Here is a 23,580-nt window from a genome sequence, read left to right as displayed (position 1 = left end):
TTGATTGGCCCGACCGCACGAGGTGGGTGCCGGCACGAAAGTTCCATATCTCGAGGCGGGGTGAGTTGCCCTATACCGCAGAACAGTTCGGCAAGTTTGTGCTTCTGCGCAGGCAACCCGAGCGCAGGCTTGAAACTCTTGCCTGCGGAGTGGCGACCCCGAGCCTCATCACCTACGGCCGCTATCCGCTGACAGAAGTACACCATCTGGGAGAATCACGCAGAACACTCGTTGGAAGGGGTACTTTAGGCTGCCCGACCGTGGCACAAGCGTCGGTGGCGCCGGGCGAGCAGACGGAAGGAACGGAATTGAGACGCGACCTCCAAGAACTGCTTAACTCGGTTTGGCGATCGCTTGAGAGCGCGACCGCGCGCCGCACCCCGTTCACACTCGGGCACCTTGGTACGGTCGGCCCGGCCGGAGCGCCGCGGGTCCGAGCAATCATCCTTCGCCACTTCGAACAGGACAGGGCATCCGTCCTGTTCGCCACGAATACGGGGGCGGCGAAGATTGCAGAGATGCGTGAAAATCCGCTCGTTGCCCTCACGGTCAACGATGACGACGCCGCAGTGCAACTGCGAATGGAGGGTCGCGCTGAGATCATCGAGGACCCCAACCTACGACGGTTGGCTTGGGAATCGTTTGGGCCCCAAACGCGGCACCTCTACCAATCTCCATCTGTTCCCGGAACCCCACTGAGCGAACTCCAAACACCTGAGCCCGTCGAGGTGGAGAGCGCGGGTGGATGCGAGAACACTGAGTTCGACAGGTTCGCCTGTGTCAGGATCAACTTGGAGACACTCGACTGGCTCGACATCTCTTCTCCAGAGCATCAACGCTGTCAGTTCGTGCGCGTAGGACACGGCTGGACTGGTCAGCGCGTAGTGCCATGAGCGGTGACAACGGTCAGTCAGATCGCATCATGGCTCAGGTCGAGGCTGATGCCAGGATCTTCCATGCTGCTGTCGTTAGCGCCCATCGCGGCTAGGACATCAGCCAGACGCAGCGCCACTGCAATCTCGTCCCGACGGGCGTTGATGGAGACACCGAGACGCTGCTCGACCGACCGGAGTCGGTAGGCGACGGTTCGCTCGTGCACGTGGATCGCGTTCGCTGCCGCCGCGGCGTTCTGGCCGGCCCTGAAGTAGGCGGTAAGCGTATGCCGGAGCAAATCCGTACGGTCCTCGGCCTCATCAAGCCCGCGCAACTCACGCGCAACAAAGTCGCGCATCGCCTGGCGATCCCGCAGCACTAGAGCTTCGAGGGCGACCTCTTCGTACCGCAGCAGATCTCGTGGCCGGATGCGGTTGACTCGGTATGCCTGCCATGCCTGACGGTGACTGAGGCGGAAACCTTCCACTCCGGCGGCAACCTCGCCAATGGACAGGTATGTCTCAGGCATCGCTTTTAACGCAGCGGGATGCTCATCCAACAGCCTCTGGAGCGAGGACGCACCGAGCCAGCCGAGGGCCGTGCCCGCTGTCCCGCTCACCGAGAGGTGACGTGCCTCGAGTGCGTTCGCGATGGTGCGGATGTTCGCCTCCGGTGAGCGCCCCCACGCCACCACAGCGATGTGTTCGGTGCGCAAGTTGTAGCTGAGCTGCTCGGTATCGGTCGGGACCCCACGAAGCACATCACTGACGATCGCACGTCGCTTGCGGTCTTGACTCCGGAAGAAGTATGCATTGTGCTCTGCCTGATACGTCGCGATGACGCTCTCAGTGACCCTGTCGTTCCACGCATAGTGGTAATCCGAGGCCTGCCGCAGGACGGCAACCCTGCGATCGTCGTCAGGGACGACACGCATGGCCTCCTCAAGAATCGCGTTCCATACGATCGCCTGGCCGAGCCGGTACGTCTTGAGGAGCGCATGCAGGTCGATACCCGCCTGCGCGACGACGCGCGCTTCCTGCAAGGCCGCATCCGATGCGCGTTCAGGCAGGCGACGCCCGCTGGCGAGGCCGTCAACGATGCTCGTGACGGCGGAGACGATACTCGGCATCTCGGACTCGGTGAGGACCGGATCGTCTTTCTCGTGCCACTCAGGAACCTGGGTCAACGCCTCCCGCTCGATCGCGCTCACGATCTCAGGGATCCGGCATCGCACCGCTTCGGCGACCGCCTTCAAGTCATGATCGATCGACATCCGTTCAGCCTATTCCACGGGGGACATCAACGCTACGACCAGGCGCCCTCCTGGGACGCCAAGAGGTCGAAGATGGCGACGCCGGTGCCCCACAAGTTGAAGCGACTCGGTCTGACCGCGGCTGCGCTGAGGAACGCAGCCGCAACGGCAGAAAGAGTGAAGGTCGCACCGACGTCAGGCGAGGCAACGTGGACCTTCCACACGAAGTTCCGCGGGTTCTGGTCCTCGCGTTCGTGCGCTCACTTCGACGTACCGACGAACCGGTGCCGCATCTCGCCGATGCCATCGACCCAGGTGACAAGTTCGTCACCGGGACACAGGAACCGCTGCGGAGACCGGCCCATGCCGACCCCCGATGGCGTACCCGTGAAGATTACGTCGCCCGGGCGCAGCGTCACGGTGTCAGACAGTTGAGCCACCAGTTCGGGGATCCCGAGGACCAGCTCGCTCGTGCGGCTCCTCTGGACGACCTCGCCGTTCAGTGAGCAGCCGAGCTCGAGGTCGTCGCGGTCGGCCACCTCGTCGGTCGTGACAAGAACCGGTCCCATCGGCCCGAAACCCGGGTGGGATTTGGAAAGGCTGAACTGTGGCAACGTACCCGACATCTGGGCGATGCGCTCGGAGAGATCCTGACCGATCGTAAGGCCGGCGATGTACTCCCAGGCGCTGTCAACGGGAACGTTGCGGGCCTCCCGCCCCACGACAGCGACCAGCTCGACCTCCCAATCGACGTTACCCTCGGGGAGCTCGATATCGCCCGTCGGGCCGGTCAGCGCGGATTGGAATTTCGTGAACGTCGGTGGAACCTCTGGTACGGGAAGCCCCGACTCGGCCGCATGATCGCGGTAGTTGAGCCCGATGGCGAAGACCTGACCGGGTGTCGGTGAAGGTGGACCAAGCTGCTCCGGACCGGCAGTCGGCGCAACCGGCGTCCCCCGACCGTCGGGCCAATCGAACCCCTCGAACCACGCACGGAACTCCGCCCAGCGTTCATACACCGCCTGCGGGTCAGCCTCGAACCGACCACCGCTCGCTACTTCGACATCGACGTCGCCCTCCGGAATCCGGATCGTCAGACGTCCACCCACGTTGGCCAGGATCATGTCGCCACTTCGCCTTCTTCCGGCTGCGTGCCTGCCCGGCGATCAGATGACCGCCGGGCAGGTCTCCAAGATGGCGGTTCAACCGCCGTCGATCACCAACTCCGTGTCCGCAGCTGGTCAGACCTGCCCAACCAGACGACGGTCACGGAGCACAGGGAACGCCTCTCGGGTCTGCTCGACCAGGTCGAGGTCAATGTCCACAGTGAGCACGTCCTCGGCCTCCCCCAGTTCACCCAGCACCTCGCCTGTCGGGGCGACGACCTGGCTGTGACCGCCCATCGTCATGCCACGGTGGGTGCCGGCGGTGTTGCACTGCAGGACCCAGGTCTGGTTCTCGACTGCTCGCGCGCGACCGAGTAGTCGCCAGTGCTCCACCCGCGGGAGCGGCCACGCGGCGGGGACGATGACGAGGCCCGTCTCCCGATCGCCGAGGAGGCGGAAGAGCTCGGGGAACCTTAGGTCGTAACAGGTGGCCAGCCCGACGGTCGTCGCTTCTCCTGCGAACGGCACATCCGTCACGGCGAGCTGGTCACCCGCCTCGAGTAACCGCGGCTCGCCGTCGCCGAACCCGAAGCGATGGATCTTCCGGTATGTCACGCGGAGCTCACCATCGGGCGCGAACAGCAACGACGTGTTCCACAGCCCGCGGCCCTCGGGGCCGAGAGCCGCTCCCTCGGCGGCCCGTTCGATGATCGATCCACCGTGCAACCAGACGTCTCGTTGGCGGGCAACATCCGCAAGACGTCGTACGATCGGCCCGTCGAGCGCCTCGGCCAGCTCGGCCCAGGTGTCCGACGCGAAGCCACCTTGCGCCCAGAGTTCCGGCAGAACAAATAGGTCGGCGTCGGGCAACGACTCGATCTGGGACGCGACCCTCTCGACGCGGTCTGTGAGCGTCTCGTCGTCTCCGTAGCCGACCTGGATCAGACTAACTCGCACCAGCGAGCTCATGCGGGCTTCTCCTGCTTTGCCCCGTGGATGGCATTGTGGATCTTCTCGGGAGTGAGGGGCAGATCTCGCAGGACCACCCCGAACGGGCCGAGCGCATCGTTGACCGCGTTGAGGACAGCCGCAGGGGAGGCGATCAGTCCGGACTCGCCCATCCCCTTCACGCCGGACGCCGAGTGCGATGAGGGGGACTCGAGGTGGTGGATCTCGAACGGCGGCGCAACGTCCATGGTCGGCAGGCCATAGTCGAGGAACGTCGTGGCCAGCAGCTGCCCCGACTCGTCGTAGGCAAGCTCTTCGAACACCGCAGCGCCGATGCCCTGCACCACACCGCCACGGATCTGTCCCTCCACGATGTTCGGGTTGATCACGATCCCGCAGTCCTCCACGGAAAACACCTTCTCGAACCGGACAAGGCCCGTATCGGGATCGATCTCCACAACGATGGCATGTCCACCGTTGCTAAACATCGGACGCGAGGTGTCATACGCCAGCGTGGCCTCCAAGGTGGGATCGAAGCCCTCTGGCCACGCCGACATGTCGAAGTAGATCGACGTCGCAATCTCAGCGATCGTCATCATCTTGTCCGGCACACCCACCACGGATGCCTGTCCGTCGACGAGTTCGATGTCCTCGGGCGCTGCCTCGAGCAGATGCGCAGCGACCGCGCGGACTTTCTCCCGCACCACCCCCGCCGCCCGGGCCACCGCCCCACCGGCGATCACCGCCCCACGACTGCCCACCGTCCCTGACCCGTACGCGTGCGACGTCGACGTCGCGGTATGCACGACGACTTCCTCCACCTTGATGCCCAGCGCATCAGCAGCCATCTGCGCCATCGTTGTCGCCAAACCCTGGCCCTGCGCAGTCAGCCCGATCGTCACGGTTGCTGTCCCGTTCGGATCAAGACGAACAGTGGCCGTGTCGTGATACACGTCCCCGAGACCGTGTTCCTGACTCATCGCTGTCGACTCGCCGCTGCTCTCCACGAAGCAGCTCAGACCGAGTCCGAGATAGCGGCCCTCGGCGCGAGCCTTAGCCTGGCGTTCCAGGAAGGCGGGATAGTCAACCATCTCTTCGAGGGTGTCGATCGTCGCGAGCCAACTGCCCTCGTCGTAGACGATCCCCTGAGCGTTGGTCCATGGGAAGTCCCGCACCACGTTGTGCCGACGGAATTCGAACGGTGACATACCCACCGCTCGCGCCGCGTCGTCGGCCAGGCACTCTCGCGCCAACGTCCCGGCCATGTAGCCCACGCCTCGGTAGGCGCCAACGGGGGTCTTGTTGGTCGCAACAGCGGTGTAGGAGTACTCGACCGCCGGGACGTCGTACATGCCAGATGGGGTCACCACAGCCGCGCACCACGGCTCAACGGCCATCGACCACGGTGGGGCGTGGTAGGCGCCACCGTCGCCGAGAGCGTGAGTGCGCACGCCGGTGATTCGTCCGGTGCTATCGAGTGCATAGGAGATATCGACGAACTGCTCGTGCGCGTGAGTCCCGGCCATCAGGTTCTCCCGACGATCCTCCACCCACTTCACCGGCCGGTCCACGGCCCGCGCCAACAGCGGGAGCAGCATCTCCTCGACGTACACGTGGGCCTTCTGGCCGAACCCTCCTCCGGTGTCAGGGGTGATCACTTCGATCCCCTGCTCGGCGAAGCCGAGATACGCCGTGAGGCAGTAGCGCAGGTAGTGCGGCATCTGAGTGCCCGTCCAGACCTTCAGCTGTCGCGATGCCCATTCATAGGAAGCAATCACACCGCGCGTCTCCATCGGCGCCGCAGAAACTCGGCACGTATAAAAACGACCCTGGACCACCTGGTCAGCCGCGTCGAACGCCCCAGCGACGTCGCCGTACGACGCGTCGCCCGTCAAGCCAACGTTGTCGGGTAGCTGGGTATTAGCGACAGCGGTGACGGCGGCTGAGTCGTCAGCGTTGACGACGACAGGCAGCTCCTCGAAGTCCCACTCGACGCGCTCCGCAGCGTCCTCTGCGGTGTACCGAGAGTCCGCGACGACCACGGCGACAGGCTCACCGACGTAGCACACCTCATCGCGGGCCAAGAGGGGCATGGTGGTCGGATTACAGCCGGGGACCGCGAACTCACCGACCAGTCCCTCGCATTGCTCCGCTGCCTCCGCGCCGGTCCAGACCAAGACGACCCCTGCGACGTCGAGCGCCCCCGAGACGTCGATCCGGGTGATCCGAGCGTGGGCCACCGGCGATCGAACGAAGGCCGCGTGCAACTCCCCCGGCAACGCGAGGTCCGCCAGAAACTGCCCGCGGCCGCTCAACAGGCGGGGGTCCTCTGACCGCAGTACGCGGGTTCCGATCGACCGTGCGGCAACTTTCGGGACCTCGCTGTGCTCGAGTGACTCATTCATCACTGGGCTCCTTCTGTTTCCGCGGCTGCAGCTTCCTGAACTGCCTCGACGATGGTCTGGTATCCGGTGCATCGGCACAGAGACCCCGATACGGTCTCCACGATCTCGTCCCTTGAAGGCGTCGGATTGTGCTCAAGGAGCGCGGTGGCTGACATCAGGAACCCTGCCGTGCAGAATCCACATTGCAGCCCGTGCTTGTTGCGGAACGCCTTCTGAAGCGGATTGAGCTCGGCTCCATCGGCGAGGCTCTCGACCGTTCGGATGCGACGACCATCGGCTTGTACTGCGAGCATCAGGCACGAACGCGCAGGGGCGTCATCAACGAGGACCGTGCACGCGCCGCAGACCCCGTGCTCACAACCAAGCTTGGTGCCGGTAAGCACGGCATCCTCACGGATGAAGTCCGCGAGCGTCTTGCGAGCTTCGACCACACCGCGGTAGGTACGACCGTTGATTGATACTGCGACGGGAAGGTGTTCCTCCGGTGCGGCAGTCATGTCAGGCTCCCTTGCTCAGGTCGGCAACAGCGCGGCGGACAAGGGCGCCAACCAGCCGTCGGCGGTAGTCGCTGCTGCCATGAATGTCGGATATCGGCTCCACCGTCGATGCTGCGACGGATTCGGCTCGCCTGCTCGTCTCATCCCCGGCCAGGGCTCCTTCGAGCGTCTCTTCGACCGCGCCGAGTCGGGTGACGGTGCCCACCGCGCCCCCGACGCTGAACCTCGCTCCCCGGATCTTGCCTTCGGTGATCTCGGCCGTGGCTGCGACGATGGCCAGGCCGTAGTCCCCTGCCTTGCGGGCGGTCTCCTGGAAGGCCCAGTGCCGGTCGTCCCGGGGAATCCGTACGGCGATCAGCACCTCGTCAGCAGCCATCGACGAGGTGAACGGCCCGGTGAAGAAGTTGTCGACGGGGATCGACCGTTCCCCAGCAGGACCCACGACGTCGACGACAGCGTCGAGGGCAAGCAGGACCGTCGGCCACTCGGCAGAGGGATCCGCGTGCGCGGTGCTGCCGCCGAAGGTGCCACGAGAGCGAATCTGGGGATGTGCGATGAAACGGGCGGCAGTCGGGAGCATGGGCAGAGCCGCGAGCAGCGCGGCGGAGTGTTCGACCGCGTCGTGGGTCACTCTGGCTCCGATCCGGATCTCCGTATCGCCCACGTCGATACGCTGCAGACCAGACACGTTGCGCAGGTCGACAAGCACGCTCGGTCCGGCAAGACGCATGGCCAGCAGAGGCATCAGGCTCTGACCGCCGGCGACCACCTTCGCATCGGGCTCCTCGGCGAGGAGTTGGACGACGTCGGCAAGGTTGTCCGGCGCGATGTACTTGAACTTCGGTGGCTTCACATCGACTCCTCTTCGGCGGTTCGACCAGTCCTTGTCAGCGGCCGACCGAATGGGCGATGGCGGAGGCATAGCCCGCGGCGAACACGCTGATCAGTGCTGCCGCGACGGCGATCAGAGTGGCTCCGACCGGGATCCCCTTCGTCCACGACATTCCCTTGGCGAGTGCCAGCACGTCGAGAACCTCATCGTCCGCCCGACGGGTGTTGGCCGCCGAACGCGACGGCGCTGCGGGAACAGCGGGCTCGGTGGTGACAGTTGACACGGGGGCAGGCGCAGATGCGGTGCCACCACTCTCAGCCGCGACCATCTCCTGCAGCCGGTCAGCGAAAAGACCCATCAGGGCGCCGCTGACGTCCGCAAGGACGCCGCGACCGAATTGGGCGACCTTGCCGGTCAGAGCAAGTTCAGTCTCGACGAGTACACGGGTTCCCGTGCCGTTCGGGGTGAGCGTGGCGGTCACAGTAGCGGTCGCATCGCCTTGACCGCGAGCGTCCTTGCCACGGGCGAGCAAGACCGCGCGGTGAGCGGCGGTGTCCAGCTCGGTGAACTGTGCCACGCCCTTGTACTGCGCCGTGATCGGCCCGACCTTGATCTTGGCTTGGCCGACGAAGTCGTCGCCTTCCTTGCCCGTGATCGACGCTCCGGGGAGACAGGGGGCGACCTTCTCGAGATCCGTCAACAGGGTCCAGGTCTGCTCAGTCGGCAGAGCCACCTCGAACTCGTTCAGCAACTTCATCGTCTTCCACTCCTCGGTCTGACCCCTGCATCGGGGAAATTTCTGTCACCACCGACCACAGCCGATCGCTGGTTTTGATTGGGCGTCATGCCCAGGTATGCCCGCTACGGCGCCTTTGGTAAGCCGAACCGGTACTCGGGAGCACCAGGCGGGAAATCGCCGCCTTGCTGAAGAACGGCCGCCATCGCCCGCACCTTGGCAAGGTAGGCGCGACCGAGCGCCAACTGCCCTGACTCCCACGCGGGAAGTGCCTCGGCAAGGTTGCCGCTGGCACTTTCGAGGTGGGTGGCGAGACTCCATGCGTCCGAGGCCGCCTTGGCGGCACCCGCAGCGGCGTGTGGGCGCGGTGTAATTGCTGCGTCTCCGATCAGCACGATGTTGCCGAAGGCCATCTGGTCGATCTCGGCGTCCGAGACGATTGTTACGAACGGTCTTGCGGCCGCTGTGATGAGTTCACGGAACGGGCCATCGAGCTCGCGAGAGGCACAGTTCCGGAACTCGGCAAGGTTCTTCTCGGCAAGAACGTCGAAGTGCACCGAGACCGACCGGCGCTTACCTTCGGAGCACGTCAGCAACGCATCGAGGTCTGCTCCCTCGGAGACATTCCAGTACCACTGGAAGTTGAGCCTCGAATTGCCAGTCAGCCGACCGTCCGAATCGGCCTGTGGAATCGGATAGGCGATAATGTGGCTGTCAGGAAGCAGACCGTAACTGAAGGTGTCTTGAAAGAACTCCCATGTGGCCTCGGACACCTCGTCTCGGTCCACCATGCCCCGCCACGTCACGTAGCCAGCGTAAGTCGGTTTCACGCCGAGCAGCGCTGACCGGGCGACCGAGCCACCACCGTCTGAACAGACAACCAGGTCTGCCGTCGCTGCCGGACCCTCCACGAACTCGATGATCGGTCCGGCCTCGGTCTGCCGCACTCGGTCGAGGGCACGCCCAAGGTGATAGCGCTCGGTCCCGAAGGCGTCGAGCAACTTGCGGTAGACCGCATTGTAGGCCGTGAAGCGCCACCCTGCGTCGACCTCACCCTGCAGCCTCGAGGTCGACGCGTCGTAGTAGCGCATCGACGAGCTGGACACGCTCACGTCGTCCAGCGTAGACCCAGCCCTTTCGAGCAAATAGCGGACAAGCTCGGGCTGCACGACGATGCCCGTCCCAAACCCCGACAGCAACTGCGGGCTGCGCTCGTACACATCGACTTCGCACCCGATGTCGCGCAGCACGTTCGCTGCCGTGAGTCCTCCGATCGAACCACCGATCACCGCCACCTTTGGCATGCTCATGATTGTCCTCCTACCGTTGGCTTCGTCCGTCGATCAATCAGCTGTCGCGCAGCGGCATCGCGATCGGACGCAGTGGCGATCCGCTCGCTCCGCGAAGTCGGATGGGGGCCGCGATCAGACAGAACTCGCTGATGTCGTCCCGTGACAGCTCCTCGAGGTTCGCGAGCTCGATCATCGGCACGCCAGCCTCGGCCAGGAAGTGGCAGTGCCCCGGGAGCCAGTTGTCCTCGTGCTGCGACGGCCCGACCTCGACGCATTCCTGGTCCGCGGCGATGGCCGAGATGCCCTGGCCGGTCAGCCAGTTGGCCGCCTCGAGTCCGAGTCCCGGTGGGTTTCCGAGTACCTTCGACCCTTCGGGCCAATAGCGCATCCGGCCGGTGCGTACGAAGGCGACGTCGCCGGGCTCCAGCGTGAGACCGGCGTCGGCCAGGGCCTTCTGGCAGTCCTCGACGGTGATCGCGTAGCTGTCGGGCAGGCAGTCGACGCCCTTGCTCTTCGCTACGTCGAGGAGGACGCCCCGGGTGATGATCGGCGGGATGACTTCCGCCCCGCCCTTGACCCAGCCGCGGCTGCCGAGGTGCTCGTCGGCCTTGAAGTTGTTGTAGATCTGGCCGTCGACCCCGAAGTGGTTGAGCGCGTCGATGTGAGTGCCAGTGTGGGTGTACATGAACACGACGTCCCCGGAGTAACAGACGTGGCGGTTGCGCGCCTCACCTACGCCGTTGAGGTTGTCGACGACTGTGCCCTCCGGCGTGTGGCTCATGAAGATCTGATAACCGGGGTCGCCGGCCGCCTGAAAGCTGGGCATGCCGACGAAGTAGTCGATACTCAGGTCGTAGCTCCGTGTGCCGTCGACCCTGGCGAGCACGGCGGCCGACTTCGCCGGGGTCAGATGGTTGAGCGCGCCGAGCTCGTCCTCGGGCCCCCAGGGGCTGGTCGTGACCTTGATATCGGCCCGCTGACTCATCAGGCTTCCTCTCGTACGAAGTCGACGACGGCGCGCTCAGCCAGCTTGGGCTTGAGCTTGGCGACGACCTCGAGGTGGAACTCGTCGACGGAGTAGCGCTGCAGGTCGTCCCAGGACTCAAAGTCGTTGATGAGGACGCCGCTGAACGGCTGACCGTTGTCGCCTGGGTCACCCTCGTGAGCGCCGAGCTCCCAGTACTTGATGTACGGGTACGGCTCGCGCAGGGTGTTCAGCAGGTCGATGACCTCGTCGTTGTTGTGACCCTCGGCCACACGCCAGGAAAAGACGTGGCGAATCATGGGCTGCTCCTAGTCGTCCGGTTGATGTCGCGCTGGTATCGCGCAGCGTCAGTCTCGGATTCAACAGCCTTTGTCGGCTCTTCATGCTCCGGCAAGATCGCCACTACGTTTGTCGGAATGGTGAAGGTGCCAACCGACAGCGGAGTACGACGATGGGTGCATGAGCACCGATCCGCGCCACGCACCACTCTTCGAGCCGATCCGGGTGGGTCCGAAGATGTTCCGCAACCGCTTCTACGTTGCCCCGCACTGCTCCGGTCTCGGCGTCGAGTATCCGGGTGCGCAGGCGTACCTACGTGGCATGCGAGCGGAAGGCGGCTGGGCGGCGGTCAACACTGAGTACTGTGCGGTGGACGCCGAAAGCGACGACGCCCCGTGGGTCCAGGCGCGGCTCATCGACCGGCGCGACGAGGCGAACCTCTGCCTGATGGTCGAGCGGGTCCACGAGTTCGATGCCCTCGCCGGCGTCCAACTCGTGTACATGGGGGCCGACCACACGGGGTTCGTGACCCGACTTCCCGCAGGCGGGCCGTCGCAGGTGACCAGCGCGATGTCCGGTCATTCGTGCTATGCGCTGGACAAGCGCGACATCCGGCGCATCCAGAAGTCCTATGTCGATGCGGCGGTCCGGGCTCGCGACGTCGGCTTCGACCTGGTGCAGGTCGCTGCCCGCGAGGGCTTCTCCCTCCCACTCCAGTTCTTGTGGCGCTACTGGAACCACCGCACCGACGAGTATGGCGGCTCGATCGAGAACCGCACCCGGTTCTGGCGCGAGACCATCGAGCAGGTCCGGGAGGCGGTCGGTGACGACTGCGCGATCGTCGCCGGCTTCTGCCTCGATTCCTTCAACGACGAATCCGAGCGTGCGTTCAGCGTCAACGAGGACGGCATCGCCGTCGTCGAGCTGCTCGACGACCTTGTCGACCTGTGGGACATGCAGGTCGGACACTTGGAGGACGACGTCAGCTCCTCACGGTTCTTCGAGCCGTTCTGGCAGCGCAGCTACATCGAGCAGGTCCGTCCGTACGCGAAGAAGCCGATTGCTGCTGTCGGCCGGTTCACCGACCCCGAACTGATGGCCAAGGCGGTCGAGGACGGCGTCATCGACATCATTGGCGCAGCCCGTCCGGCCATCGCCGATCCGTTCATCCCGACGAAGATCAAGGAGGGGCGCGGCGACGACATCCGTGAGTGCATCGGCTGCAATATCTGTGTGTCCCGGTTCAACAATGGTGGTGGACGGATCGTGTGCACCCAGAACGCGACCGTCGGCGAAGAGTACCGCCGCGGCTGGCACCCAGAGCGGTTCAACACCCCTGACGAGGTGGAGAAGCCGATCCTCATCGTCGGCGCCGGCCCAGCAGGTATGGAGTGCGCTCGGGTCCTCGGCGAGCGCGGTTTCGAGAACGTTCACCTGGTCGAGGCCGGTCCGGAAGTCGGAGGCCACGTCAACTGGGTCTCCCGGCTGCCGGGCCTGCTGACCTGGCGCCGGGTGGTGGAGTATCGCGAGTCGCAGCTGGCAAAGCTGGACAACGTCACCGTGATCACCAACCAGCCCATGGGCGTCGAGGACGTTCTCGAGTACGGCGCCGAGACCGTCGTAGTTGCCACCGGCGCCGTATGGGACCCGACCGGAACGAACCCGATCACACACGTCCCGATCGACGGAGTCGAGGAGTACCACGAGATGGTGCTCACTCCGGAGTCGATCATGGTGGAGAACCGCGAGGTCGCTGGCGATTCCGTGGTCGTCTACGACTGCGACGGCTACTTCATGGGCTCCAGCATCGCGGAGAAACTCGCCTCTGACGGCAAGAAGGTCACCCTGATCTGCCCGGCTGACCAGGTCGGCTCATACCTCTTCTTCACCGACGAAGGCGGGCACGTGATGCACTCACTGCTCTCGCTCGGTGTGGATATCGTGCCGAGCCATGTCGTGACCTCGATTCGACCCGGCGAGGTCCAGGGGCACCACAGCTACCATGCGGAACGGACCCGGACATGGGCCGCCGACAGCGTCGTGCTCGTCACTCAACGCCGTTCGCGCACCGATCTCTACGCCGACCTCACTGCGGACATCGATCGCCTCGGTGCCAACGGCATCGAGCATGTGCTTCGGATCGGCGACTGCGTAGAGCCTCGGGTCATCGCGGAGTCAGTCTTCGACGGGCACCGCTTGGCCCGTGAGATCGACGGCCCCGACCCGGCAGTCCCGCTTCCCTTCATCCGCGAGCAGCGGATCCTCGGCTGGCGCGAGGACGACTACGACGACGAGCTCACTCACAAGCTCCTGCCGTTGGCACCCGTCTCGCGCACCGCCGTGACGGACCCGGCTCGATGACCCGGCCGGCGTTGAGCGCCGGGCACAACGTGCGCGCATGGCCAGACTGAGCGGCCGCCACCCGGGTCGTACTGGCTCGCGTGCACCTTCTCGGCCGAGGCAGCTGCGTCCGGATCCACGTAACCAGGCCCGATGCACGCGCTTGACAGTGTGTCGGCGGTGACTCGGTGGTCCGTACGTCAACAGGATCGGGCGTGCCACCAGGGTGGTCGTCATCAACGTCTGAGCCACGCGATTCCATACACGCACCAAGGTTGCGGTTGCGATGAGGCGGTCTGGTGGGCATTGACCCCAGCAGTTGCCTTGCCCCTATGGTCTCAGGTCCTGGGCCGCAACGAAGCAAGTGCGCCTGCGAGACGAGCGACCTCATCCAGCATCGCCTTCGCCGCGGCGTCCAGCCGCGCATCCGAGCAGAACACGTCGTCCTCGTCGATACGGGCACCCAAGTCGGGGATAGAGACGGCCTCCAGCGCGGGAACCATGCGCAGGGCGGCTAGGACCGGCTTGAGCGCGGCAACAGATCGCAGCCCAGCGGAGACACCGCCGTACGAGACGAGCCCTACCGGCTTATCGCCCCACTCGAGGAAGAGGTAGTCCAGCGCATTCTTGAGCGCGGCCGGGAAGGAGTGGTTGTACTCCGGCGTGACGAACAAGAAGGCGTCCGCTCGATCGACCGTCGCGCTCCATGCCTTGGTATGCGGCTGGGTGTACTGCTGCAGGCGCGGGTGACGAGGCTCGTCGAGGATCGGGAGGCCGACCGAGGCCAAGTCGACTACCTCCACCTCGAAGCCACGGTGGTCGGCGGCGAGCCCGCGAATCCAAGCGGCGACGGCGGTTCCACGGCGCCCCGGACGCGTGCTGGCAATGATGATCTGGAGCGTGGGTCGGGACATGGTGGTGTTCTCCTCTTTGGTGGCAGTGGTCAAACTCAAGCCGTCGCGGCCCAGTGTCTTGGTCATGGATAGTGGCCTCTGGCTCGGCCTCGACCCGGGTCCAGTCGGTATCGCAGAGCAGAACGTCAAAGCTGACGAACGCCGACCTTGGCCGCGATGCTTGCGCCCATCTGGCCGGCACCGCCGATGCCGACCTGCGGTCGCGGACGTGCTCTCGCACGACGTGGGGCGGACTGGGTGGAATCCGCCGGCCGCGGTTGTCACAACGACTTCGAACGTGTCCGCGGCCGGCGGAGATCGGGTCAACGGAACGCCGGGTGGCCCGTCATCGCCTGGCCTACGACCAGGGTGTGCATCTCGACTGTGCCCTCGTACGTCAACACCGACTCCAGGTTGTTGGCGTGGCGGATGACGGGATACTCGAGCGAGATGCCATTGGCGCCGAGGATGGTGCGCGCAGTGCGGCAGATCTCGATGGCCTCGCGGACGTTGTTGAGTTTGCCGAGGCTGACCTGCTCGGGCCTGAGCCGGCCAGCATCCTTACGGCGGCCCAGTTGAAGTGCCAGGAGTACGCCCTTGGTGTACTCGAGGTTCATGTCGACGAGCTTCTGCTGGGTGAGTTGGAAGGCCGAGATCGGCTTGCCGAACTGGATACGCTGGTTCGCGTAGTCCAGAGCCGCCTCGAGCGAGGAGCGCGCGGCACCCATGGCGCCCCACACGATCCCGTAGCGGGCCTCGTTGAGGCACGACAACGGGCCCTTCAGACCCCGCACCTCTGGGAGGGCTGCGGACTCCGGCAGGCGGACGCTGTCGAGCACGATCTCGCCGGTCACCGACGCCCGCAGCGACTGCTTGTGCTTGATCTCCGGAGCACTGAACCCGGGGGTCGCCGTCGGTACGACGAAGCCGCGTACTCCCTCGTCGGTCTGCGCCCACACCACGGCTACGTCGGCGACCGACGAGTTGGTGATCCACATCTTCCGGCCGTCGAGCACCCAGTCGGCGCCGTCGCGGCGCGCGCGCGTCCGCATGCTGCCGGGGTCGGAGCCTGCGTCTGGCTCTGTGAGGCCGAAGCACCCGATCGCGTCACCAGCAGCCATCTGGGGCAGCCACTCCTGCTTCTGCTCCTCCGAGCCCCAGCACCAGATCGCGAACATGGCGAGCGATCCTTGGACGGATACCAGCGACCGGATTCCGGAGTCACTCGCCTCAAGCTCGAGGCAGGCCAGGCCGTAGTCGGTTGCCGACATGCCCGCGCAGCCGTAGCCCTCAAGGTGCATGCCGAGCAGGCCGAGAGAACCGAGCTCCTTGGTGAGGCCGCGGATGTCGTCGATGGCGCCGCGCTCGAACCAGTCGGCAACGTACGGATCGATCCGCTCGGCACACAGCTGTCGCACCGAGGCACGCACCGCCTTCTCGTCGTCGGACAGCAGGTCGTCGATCCCGGCGGGGTCGAGCGGCTCGAAGGGCGGCAGAGTGGTCGGGGAGCTCATCGCGGGTTCTCCTGGGTGCTCAACATGGTTCGGACGACGTCGTTGTGCTCGCCCAGTGCGGGCGGAGCTGTGTAAGCGGTCACGGGAGTGGCCGAGAAGGTAAGGGGGCTTCGTACCTGACGTGATCGACCCACCCCCACATCGACGGTGGGCTCGAGGCCGAGCCGCGCGGCGAGCTCGAAGCCGTCAGCGACCGTGCCAACCTTGCCGGCCGGGAGGCCGGCTCTCGAGAGGCGCTCGACCCAGGAGTCCACGGTGTCGTCGGCAAGGACTTCCTCGAGCTGCCCGACGAGTGCCTCACGATGAGCGACCCGGTCGCCGTTGCTGGCGAAACGCGGATCCTCGCTCAGCTCCGGCCGGCCGACGGCAATCGCGAGTCGCGTGAACTGGTTGTCGTTGCCACAGCAGACCGCGACGTGACCGTCCTTAGCGCGCAGAGTTTCATAAGGCGCGATCGAGGGATGCTGATTGCCCATTGCGACGGGCGCAGTGCCGGTCGTGAGGTATCCCGAGGCTTGGTTGGCCAAGGACCCGAGGAGGCTTGAGAGAAGGTTGACCTCGACGTGCTGGCCGTGCCCGATCACGTCCCGGGCGCGGAGAGCGGCCAGGATGCCGACGACGGCGTCCTTTGACGTGAGGACGTCGACGAGCGCGACACCGGCCTTGGTCGGCTCATCCGGCCGCCCGGTGATGCTCATCAGGCCCCCGACTGCCTGGACGAGGAAGTCGTACCCGGCCAGGTCTGCGCCATCCTGGCTGCCGAATCCAGTGATCGAGGCATAGATGACGCCCGGATTGCGGGCGGAGACAGCGTCGTACCCGAGGTCGTGACGATCGAGCGATCCGGTCTTGAAGTTCTCGATGAGGATGTCGCACCGCTGCGCGAGTTCCTGCGCGATCGCAAGGTCAGCCGGGTCACCGAGGTCCAGCTCGACCGACTTTTTCGACCGGTTGGCGGACTCGAAGTAGGAGCTGGACGTTCCGTCGGGCGTTGCAGTCCAAGGCGGCCCCCAATGACGGGTGTCGTCGCCCGATCCAGGACGCTCGACCTTGATCACCTCGGCACCGAGATCGGCGAGCGTTGCTGCGGCCAGAGGTCCAGCGAGGACTCGGCTGAAGTCAGCGACCATCAGCCCTTCGAGAGGACGGGTCATGACCGGTGTCCGTTCACGCGACGCGGGAGATGCCAGGGATTCCCTACTTGCGCCTCCGGGGGAAGCCAACCATCGTGCACTGACTGGTAGGTCACCGGACGTACGAATCGGGCCAGACCCGCCGCGCCCACCGAGGTCGACGTCGGTGCAGAAGTCGACGGCCACGGGCCACCGTGCTGCTGGGCCCAGGTGAACGCGACGCCGGTCGGCCACTCATCGACCACCACGCGTCCGACATTGCCACTGAGGAGGCCGATGATCTGCGGCGCCTGGTCGTCGCCGGCGCCACCTGTGAAGACGCTGGCTGCGAGCGAGGCCTGAAGTCGGCAGAGAACGTCCGCGAGCTCGCGCTCATCTTCGTACTCACAGACCAGGACAACGGCTCCAAAGGTCTCCTCGAGCAGACGGCTGCCGGCACGGAGAGCTGCGGTGGGGGCGGTCAACACCGCAGCCGGGGCAGACCAGGCGTGCTCGCCTGAAGGCAGTCCCGCAACCACCTCGGCGCCGGCATCGACCATGGCCGAGATCCCGGAGCCGACTGCGTTGGCAATTGACTCAGTGAGCATCACCGGCTCCGGGCCCGCCTCACGCAGGGCATTTGCCACGGCAGCCGCCGCACTCGAACCCGCGGGGGCGAGGAGCAACCCGGGCTTAGTGCAGAACTGACCATTGCCCAACGTGAAGGATCCGACGAAACCCTTCGCGACGGCGTCGATGTCAGCCGCACCCTGGCGAGTGACGACCACCGGGTTGACCGTGCCCATCTCGGCGTACACCGGAATGACGATCTCGCGCTCGTTGGCGATCCGCCACAGGGCTAGACCTCCGGCCTGGGAACCGGTGAACCCAACGGCGGTGACCTCCGGCGCCTTGACGAGATCGACCCCGGTCTGGTGCCCACTGACCACTGTGAAGATCCCACGCGGTGCACCAGCGACGGCGAGCGCCTCTCGGGCGATGTCAGCCTGGCGCATCGACAACCCGACATGCGCAGGATGTGCCTTGGCGACCACCGGACAGCCGGCGGCAAGGGCAGACGCGGTGTCGTTGCCAAGGACACTGAACGCGAACGGGAAGTTGCTGGCGCCGAAGACCGCGACGGGGCCGACCGGGCGGTTGACCCTCACGAGGCCCGGCGTCGTCGCGGTCGGCTCGTCGACGGTGACGTCGAGGTATGACCCCTCGATCGCGACGTCGGCGTAGAAGCGCAGTTGCTCGGCAGCTCTCGTCACCTCACCGGTCAGCCGTTCGAGACCCAATGCTGTTTCATGGTCGGCAAGTCGGGCAAGCTCGTCGCGGTGCGACTCGAGGGCGTCGGCAACGGCGTAAAGCCACGTACGTCGCTCGGCCGGGCTGGTCGCCGCCAGCTGTGGAGCGGCATCTGCCGCCGCTTTTAGGACCGAGCGGAGCTGATCGACGCTCGTGTCAGCGACGGAGGCGACGACAGCCCCCGTTCGCGGGTCATGTGACATCACGCTCATCCGACGCTCCGGACGGCGTCGACGAGGACATCGACCGCCTCATCGAGGAGGTCGAAGGGGATCACCAGCGGAGGCAGCAGGCGGATGACGTTGCCGTACGTGCCGCACAGCAGCGTGAGGACGCCTTGCTGGTGGCAGCGCTCGACCACGGTCTTCGCGACCTCTGGCGCCGGGTCCGATGTGCCGGGCTTCACGAATTCGAGGGCCAGCATTGCGCCGCGCCCACGGACCTCGCCGACCACGGACATCGGGGTCACGAGCTCCTCGAGTCGCGGGAGGACCCGCTCCTCGATCTCGCGCGCTCGGGAGACGAGGTCCTCGGTCTCGATGGCTTCGAGGGCGCCGAGTGCCGCGGCGCATGCGACCGGATTGCCGGCGTAGGTCCCGCCGAGGCCACCCGCGGCGACGGCGTCCACGATCTCCGCACGTCCTGTGACAGCGGCAAGGGGCATGCCGCCCGCGAGAGCCTTTGCGGTCGTGATCAGGTCGGGAACGACATCCTCGTGCTCGCAGGCGAACATTGCGCCGGTGCGGGCGAGACCGGTCTGAATCTCGTCGGCGATGAATACGATGCCGTGTTCGTTGGCGAACTCTTGGACCGCTTTGAGGTACCCCGGGGGCGGCACGATGAATCCACCCTCTCCCTGGATCGGCTCAGCCACGATCGCGGCGACGTTGGTAATGCCGATCTGGGTGGTCACGATGTCCTTCAGCGTCGCGAACGCCTCTTCGGCCGCGCGCTCAGGACCGGACGGCCAGCGATAGGGGTATGGCGAGGGGACCCGGTAGACCTCCGGCGCGAACGGTCCGAAGCCCTGCTTGTACGGGACGTTCTTCGAGGTCATGGCCATCGTCAGGTTGGTCCTGCCGTGGTAGGCGTGACCTAGCGCGACCACCGCCGGACGACCGGTGGCCGTGCGGGCGATCTTGATCGCGTTCTCGACGGCCTCGGCTCCAGTGCTGAACAACGCGGTCTTCTTAGCGTGTCCGCCGGGAGTGAGCCGGTTGAGTGCAGCGGCGACGTCGACGAAGCCGTCGTACTCGGTGACAAGGAAGCAGGTGTGCGTGAACCGCTCGGCCTGGTCGGCGATCCGCTTCGTCACCCCGGGGTGAGCCGCGCCGACGGAGGTGACCGCGATCCCGGACGCCAGGTCGATGATGTGGTTACCGTCGACGTCGACCAAGACACCCCCACCAGCGCGGTCGATGAAGACCGGCATCGTCGTGCCGAGTCCATCGGCCAGTTCAGCCTTCCGCTGCACCTGCCGCGCCAGCGATCGGGGCCCCGGGATAGCCGTGGCCAGAATACGGCGCTGCTCCGGCATCGACATTGCCTACCTCCATCAGATCGTGAACTCCGACCGTAGGAGACGTACAGCCAGCCTGTCTTTTGACGAAACCGACCAATATCCGTGGCTGTTCATCAGATTCCAGAGTGACGTCCTGTCTCGTGGTCCGGGCGGTGCGGGCACCCTGTGTGCGTGTCGGTGCGTGAAGCAGCGACGGCCACCCCGTGATCCTTCGAGTGATCTCCTATAACCGACTCGAGGATGGGCACACCGAACTGGGCCTCTCGCGTCGCGCCAACTCCGCCTCCGCCGCGGACCATGCGCGCCCGCAGCGAGCCCAGGCCGTCGAACCAACCCTTACCGAACTCAGCAATGTCGCGAGGGAGTTTGCACGATAGGCACAAATCCCCAGACTGTGACGGCTCTCATACTTCCCCAACTGAGCAACCCCTCACAAGGAGAAGAAATGACATCGAACGCCGCGGAACAAGCTCCGGATGACCATGAAGAACTCAGCGGACTCCAGCAGGGGACGCTGAGCCTGCCCAAAGCTCTCGGTCTCGCCGTCGTCACGTTCAGCCCCGTACTCATGGCGGCCACTGCGCCGGCACTAGCCGGCGTGGTCGCCGGCCCTACCGCCTGGCTCTCCGTACTGGCCGGGACAGTCCTCGTCACCTTCATCGGCCTGGCGATCGTTCCGTTCGCCCGGAGATACGTGGTGTCCGGCGCGCTGTATTCCTACATCGGTCACGAGCTGGGCTCGAAGGCGAGCACGGTCGCAGGGGCGTCCCTGGCCGTGGGCTATGCCGCCGGGGTGATCGTCTGCCTGCAGGTCTTCGGCGTCTACTCTGGGAGCTTCATCGCCACCGTCTTCGACCTCCCAGCCGCGAACGGCCTGGGTGGACAGACGATCATGTGGATCCTGGCCATGGTGAGCGTCGCTTGGTTCGCGATCCGCGGGCTGGACACCTCCACCCGTCTGAGCATCGGACTGCTCTTCGTCTCCGCACCCATCGTTGCGATCGTCCTGGTTGCCAACGTCTTCACGGCGGGATACACCTTCTCCGAGCAGTTCGCCTTCGGTGAGTTCACCTTCAGCGGATTCGTCTTCGGCATCGTTCTGTCGGCCACCTTCTTCGTGGGCTTCGAGTCGAGCGCCGCCACAGCCCTGGAAACCAAGAACCCGATGCGCACCATCCCGCGGCTCATGACGATGGTGCCGCTGATCGTTGGCAGCGTGGGTATTGTGGCCACCCTTCTCTCCGTGCCCGTCCTGCCGGACATCGCCGACGCGACCGCGACGGGCGAGTCCCCGCTCTCCGCGATGGCAAGCAACGCCGGACTTGGGTTGCTGGCTCCGGTCGCGGATCTGTTTCTGGCCGTCACCTGCTATGCCGTAGTCCTGGGCTTCATGAATTACGCTCCCCGCGTGTGGGCCACGATGGCCGTTGATGGCATGCTGCCGAAGTACCTGGGCCACGTCGACGAGAAACATCGCACACCGGTGCGCGCGATCGTCCTCATCGCTGTGCTGGCCACTATCGTTCCCATCGCGTTGTCTGCGTTCAGCGGCGGCACGCCGCTCGAGGTCTACGCCCACGTTGCCACATTGTTCCCGTACTACTGGGTCATTCCTTACGTGCTCATCTGCGTCGGCGCCATCGTCATGATGACCCGCAGGCGCGAGCTGAGCGCAACTACTGTCGTCGTCGCCGTCATTGGCGGGGCGGGCTTCGGCTACGTGTGGCTGAGTGCCGTGTTGAACCCCACTGGCACCTCATACGACGCCATGACCTGGGCCGCTCCCATCACCATCGCCTTGGCGCTGCTGGTGGTCGTGCCCATCCGGATGAAGTTCAACCGCCGCTCCGTCGACGTCCGGCCCGAGGTTCCCGCGGATCGGGTCGACTGATCCCGGATCGACGCACTCGTGCTCACGGTGGATTCCACCTCGGCGCCACACAGGTGACGCTCCCGCTCCTAAGCTTTCGGGACCCGCACCCGGTTTCGTGCCGGGCGTAAACAGGCGGGTCTGGCCCTAGCCGTGATATCCAGAAACGGCATCGCCGATCTCTCGGCCAGTCGAAGTTCCCCCCTGCAACCTCGGCTGGTCGAGACCGAAGGAGTCATCAGTCGGCAGCGAAGTGTCGGCGGGCATGAGCGAAGGTGGCCAGCTTCACAGCCGCGGCGGGTGATCGCGGTGTTGCATGGGCTGGCCACCACTCGGGTCGTACTTGAGCTGGTCTATGCCAGAGATCAGGGTGGGATGGCGGGCTCGATGGTCAAACGGGCGTGGCCATCTGGTTGACCTCGCAGACTCGTTCATAGCCGGAACCGAGGACCTTGATCCGACAGATCACTCGACGGCCGTGGCTCAGATTCGTGGTGAGATTGCCGGCGGCCTTCGCCCGGGCACCTTGGCAACCTCGGGTAAAGCTCCTCACAGACAATCTGACAGGACCACGGAACTCGACTCCCTGACCCGGTCCTTCATGTGGATGTACGTCTTGGCTCGCGCCAAGATGAGGTCGGGGCAATGGCTGTGCGCGTGGATCAGCGTCGGCTGGCGCTGACGGGCTGCGGTTCTCCGGTGCCTGGGATCGCGGCGATGCGGGCGAAGGCGGCGATCAGGACGCTGGCCCAGGGCACGTGTCAGGGATCTTGAGGATCAGGCGACGTCCGGTTCGGATCAATCGGGCGGTCACCTGCAGGATTCGGTAGCGCATGGCCTCAGGTTCGAACTTCACGACTGTCCTCGAGTGCGAGCAGCCACAGCCGCGTGGCCAGGTCAACCGCGATCGCGGTGGGTATCAGCCGGGTCTGGTTGACGGTGAACTCGCGCGATAGGAAATAGTCCAGTCCTGTGCCTTTGGCCTGGCTGCTCCTTCCTGGGCGACAACCACGGTGGCATCGACATCGGGGGCCACCGCATCACCGGCCAGCTCTTCTCCGGCGGCCTTCGACGCTGGCAACCCGCCGGACGGGTGCGCCTCAGACATAGCAATGAACCCTGGCCGGGCGGTCTGATTCTTCTTCAATTTCACCGGGCTGACCTTGTCCAGCGCCCGCGCCGGCGTGGCCGGCGAAACGACCGCACCCAGGTCGCGATATTGGTGGTGCAGCACGTCGATGTCCGCGATCGCCTCACCACCATCAGCGATCATCACCGCCACATCGGGCCAGGACCCGGCCCCGGTCATGCCCAGGAGTGAACATGCGCCGCGCCATCTCCGTTCGAGAGTTGCGCGGTCAGGCCGCGACCCGACCCACGAGTTGCCGCGGCGCGACCGCGCCGATGTGCGACACCAGGCCGGCTCACCACCGATGACCGACAGACCAGCAGAACACGAAGTGCGCACCGCCTACCGAGTGCCTTCCATGCGGCGACCTGGGACCTTAGACAAGTCCAAGTCTTCCCCGCTCAGAGGGCACTTCGCTGTTGCTGCGCCCCGATCACGCCGCCGTGTCGTGAACGATCCGGGGGACGCTGACGGTATCGATTCCCAGCGTGCAGGAACCACCGGGAATGGCCGACGCATAAACGGCCATTCCCAACGCGCGACCCTGCTTAATCGGCTCTTCACAATGCAGGGTGTAGTTGCGGCCTGATGTGATGTCTCGGGAGATCGTGCACGGATATGTCTCATGACATCGTGGACATCGGCATGTCTCAGGACGTCGTGGACGGTTGAGCCTCGGTGGGG

19 protein-coding genes are annotated in these 23,580 nt (G+C 65.4%); 3 read left to right on the top strand and 16 right to left on the bottom strand.

Features of this window, described 5'->3' with window-relative positions; translation table 11 throughout:
• Nucleotides 1-65 precede the first annotated feature (65 nt).
• On the top strand, nt 66-893 hold the full coding sequence (locus tag ACFWQC_RS25310) for a pyridoxamine 5'-phosphate oxidase family protein (RefSeq protein WP_378684600.1): 828 nt from the start codon (nt 66-68) through the stop codon (nt 891-893).
• Between the two features lie 17 nt (nt 894-910).
• On the opposite strand, the gene ACFWQC_RS25305 is transcribed toward ACFWQC_RS25310, so the two are convergent.
• From ACFWQC_RS25305 to ACFWQC_RS25260, 10 genes are all read right to left on the bottom strand, one after another.
• A complete protein-coding gene (locus tag ACFWQC_RS25305) occupies nt 911-2,146 on the bottom strand; it encodes a PucR family transcriptional regulator (RefSeq protein ID WP_378684597.1) in 1,236 nt (411 codons plus the stop codon).
• Nucleotides 2,147-2,385: 239 nt separating this feature from the next.
• Nucleotides 2,386-3,249, bottom strand: coding sequence for a fumarylacetoacetate hydrolase family protein (locus ACFWQC_RS25300; RefSeq protein ID WP_378684594.1), 864 nt, complete (start codon nt 3,247-3,249; stop codon nt 2,386-2,388).
• Between the two features lie 117 nt (nt 3,250-3,366).
• Nucleotides 3,367-4,200, bottom strand: coding sequence for a carbon-nitrogen family hydrolase (locus ACFWQC_RS25295; protein WP_378684591.1), 834 nt, complete (start codon nt 4,198-4,200; stop codon nt 3,367-3,369).
• Nucleotides 4,197-6,584: a xanthine dehydrogenase family protein molybdopterin-binding subunit gene (locus ACFWQC_RS25290; RefSeq protein ID WP_378684588.1), complete on the bottom strand. Its 2,388-nt coding sequence runs from the start codon at nt 6,582-6,584 to the stop codon at nt 4,197-4,199. The genes ACFWQC_RS25295 and ACFWQC_RS25290 overlap by 4 nt, the downstream gene beginning before the upstream one ends.
• On the bottom strand, nt 6,584-7,081 hold the full coding sequence (locus tag ACFWQC_RS25285; protein ID WP_378684585.1) for a (2Fe-2S)-binding protein: 498 nt from the start codon (nt 7,079-7,081) through the stop codon (nt 6,584-6,586). The genes ACFWQC_RS25290 and ACFWQC_RS25285 overlap by 1 nt, the downstream gene beginning before the upstream one ends.
• Before the next feature lies 1 nt (nt 7,082).
• Nucleotides 7,083-7,934, bottom strand: a complete 852-nt coding sequence (locus ACFWQC_RS25280) for an FAD binding domain-containing protein (RefSeq protein WP_378684582.1) — start codon at nt 7,932-7,934, stop codon at nt 7,083-7,085.
• 34 nt (nt 7,935-7,968) lie between these two features.
• Nucleotides 7,969-8,670, bottom strand: a complete 702-nt coding sequence (locus tag ACFWQC_RS25275) for an SRPBCC family protein (RefSeq protein WP_378684579.1) — start codon at nt 8,668-8,670, stop codon at nt 7,969-7,971.
• 104 nt (nt 8,671-8,774) lie between these two features.
• Nucleotides 8,775-9,959 (bottom strand): NAD-binding protein, encoded by a 1,185-nt coding sequence (locus tag ACFWQC_RS25270; protein WP_378684576.1) that lies wholly within the window; start codon nt 9,957-9,959, stop codon nt 8,775-8,777.
• Between the two features lie 37 nt (nt 9,960-9,996).
• On the bottom strand, nt 9,997-10,926 hold the full coding sequence (locus ACFWQC_RS25265) for a cyclase family protein (protein ID WP_378684573.1): 930 nt from the start codon (nt 10,924-10,926) through the stop codon (nt 9,997-9,999).
• Nucleotides 10,926-11,225: a Dabb family protein gene (locus ACFWQC_RS25260; RefSeq protein ID WP_378684570.1), complete on the bottom strand. Its 300-nt coding sequence runs from the start codon at nt 11,223-11,225 to the stop codon at nt 10,926-10,928. The genes ACFWQC_RS25265 and ACFWQC_RS25260 overlap by 1 nt, the downstream gene beginning before the upstream one ends.
• 160 nt (nt 11,226-11,385) lie before the next feature.
• Between ACFWQC_RS25260 and ACFWQC_RS25255 the strand changes: the two genes are divergently transcribed.
• Nucleotides 11,386-13,566, top strand: a complete 2,181-nt coding sequence (locus ACFWQC_RS25255) for an FAD-dependent oxidoreductase (RefSeq protein ID WP_378684568.1) — start codon at nt 11,386-11,388, stop codon at nt 13,564-13,566.
• 317 nt (nt 13,567-13,883) lie between these two features.
• Here the strand turns inward: ACFWQC_RS25255 and ACFWQC_RS25250 are convergent, their stop codons facing one another.
• The 5 genes from ACFWQC_RS25250 to gabT form a co-directional block, all read right to left on the bottom strand.
• Nucleotides 13,884-14,525: an NADPH-dependent FMN reductase gene (locus tag ACFWQC_RS25250; RefSeq protein WP_378684565.1), complete on the bottom strand. Its 642-nt coding sequence runs from the start codon at nt 14,523-14,525 to the stop codon at nt 13,884-13,886.
• Between the two features lie 236 nt (nt 14,526-14,761).
• Nucleotides 14,762-15,952, bottom strand: coding sequence for an acyl-CoA dehydrogenase family protein (locus tag ACFWQC_RS25245; protein ID WP_378684562.1), 1,191 nt, complete (start codon nt 15,950-15,952; stop codon nt 14,762-14,764).
• Nucleotides 15,949-17,106 carry a CaiB/BaiF CoA transferase family protein gene (locus ACFWQC_RS25240; protein ID WP_378684559.1) on the bottom strand — a complete coding sequence of 386 codons (1,158 nt, stop codon included), beginning with the start codon at nt 17,104-17,106 and terminating at the stop codon, nt 15,949-15,951. Before ACFWQC_RS25240 ends, ACFWQC_RS25245 begins: the two co-directional genes overlap by 4 nt.
• A complete protein-coding gene (locus ACFWQC_RS25235) occupies nt 17,103-18,587 on the bottom strand; it encodes an aldehyde dehydrogenase family protein (RefSeq protein ID WP_378684556.1) in 1,485 nt (494 codons plus the stop codon). Before ACFWQC_RS25235 ends, ACFWQC_RS25240 begins: the two co-directional genes overlap by 4 nt.
• Nucleotides 18,584-19,918 carry a 4-aminobutyrate--2-oxoglutarate transaminase gene (gene gabT / locus ACFWQC_RS25230; protein WP_378684553.1) on the bottom strand — a complete coding sequence of 445 codons (1,335 nt, stop codon included), beginning with the start codon at nt 19,916-19,918 and terminating at the stop codon, nt 18,584-18,586. The genes ACFWQC_RS25235 and gabT overlap by 4 nt, the downstream gene beginning before the upstream one ends.
• A gap of 424 nt (nt 19,919-20,342) precedes the next feature.
• On the opposite strand from gabT, the gene ACFWQC_RS25225 reads away from it, so the two are divergent.
• Nucleotides 20,343-21,788 (top strand): APC family permease, encoded by a 1,446-nt coding sequence (locus ACFWQC_RS25225; RefSeq protein ID WP_378684550.1) that lies wholly within the window; start codon nt 20,343-20,345, stop codon nt 21,786-21,788.
• Nucleotides 21,789-22,686: 898 nt separating this feature from the next.
• Here ACFWQC_RS25225 and ACFWQC_RS25220 read toward each other — a convergent pair.
• Nucleotides 22,687-23,076 carry a hypothetical protein gene (locus ACFWQC_RS25220; RefSeq protein ID WP_378684548.1) on the bottom strand — a complete coding sequence of 130 codons (390 nt, stop codon included), beginning with the start codon at nt 23,074-23,076 and terminating at the stop codon, nt 22,687-22,689.
• Nucleotides 23,077-23,580: the final 504 nt, after the last annotated feature.

The organism is Nocardioides sp. NPDC058538 (genome assembly GCF_042719275.1).
Taxonomy (GTDB): domain Bacteria; phylum Actinomycetota; class Actinomycetes; order Propionibacteriales; family Nocardioidaceae; genus Nocardioides.
Note: the sequence above shows the minus strand (reverse complement) of the source record. Positions and strands in the feature narration are given on the sequence as shown.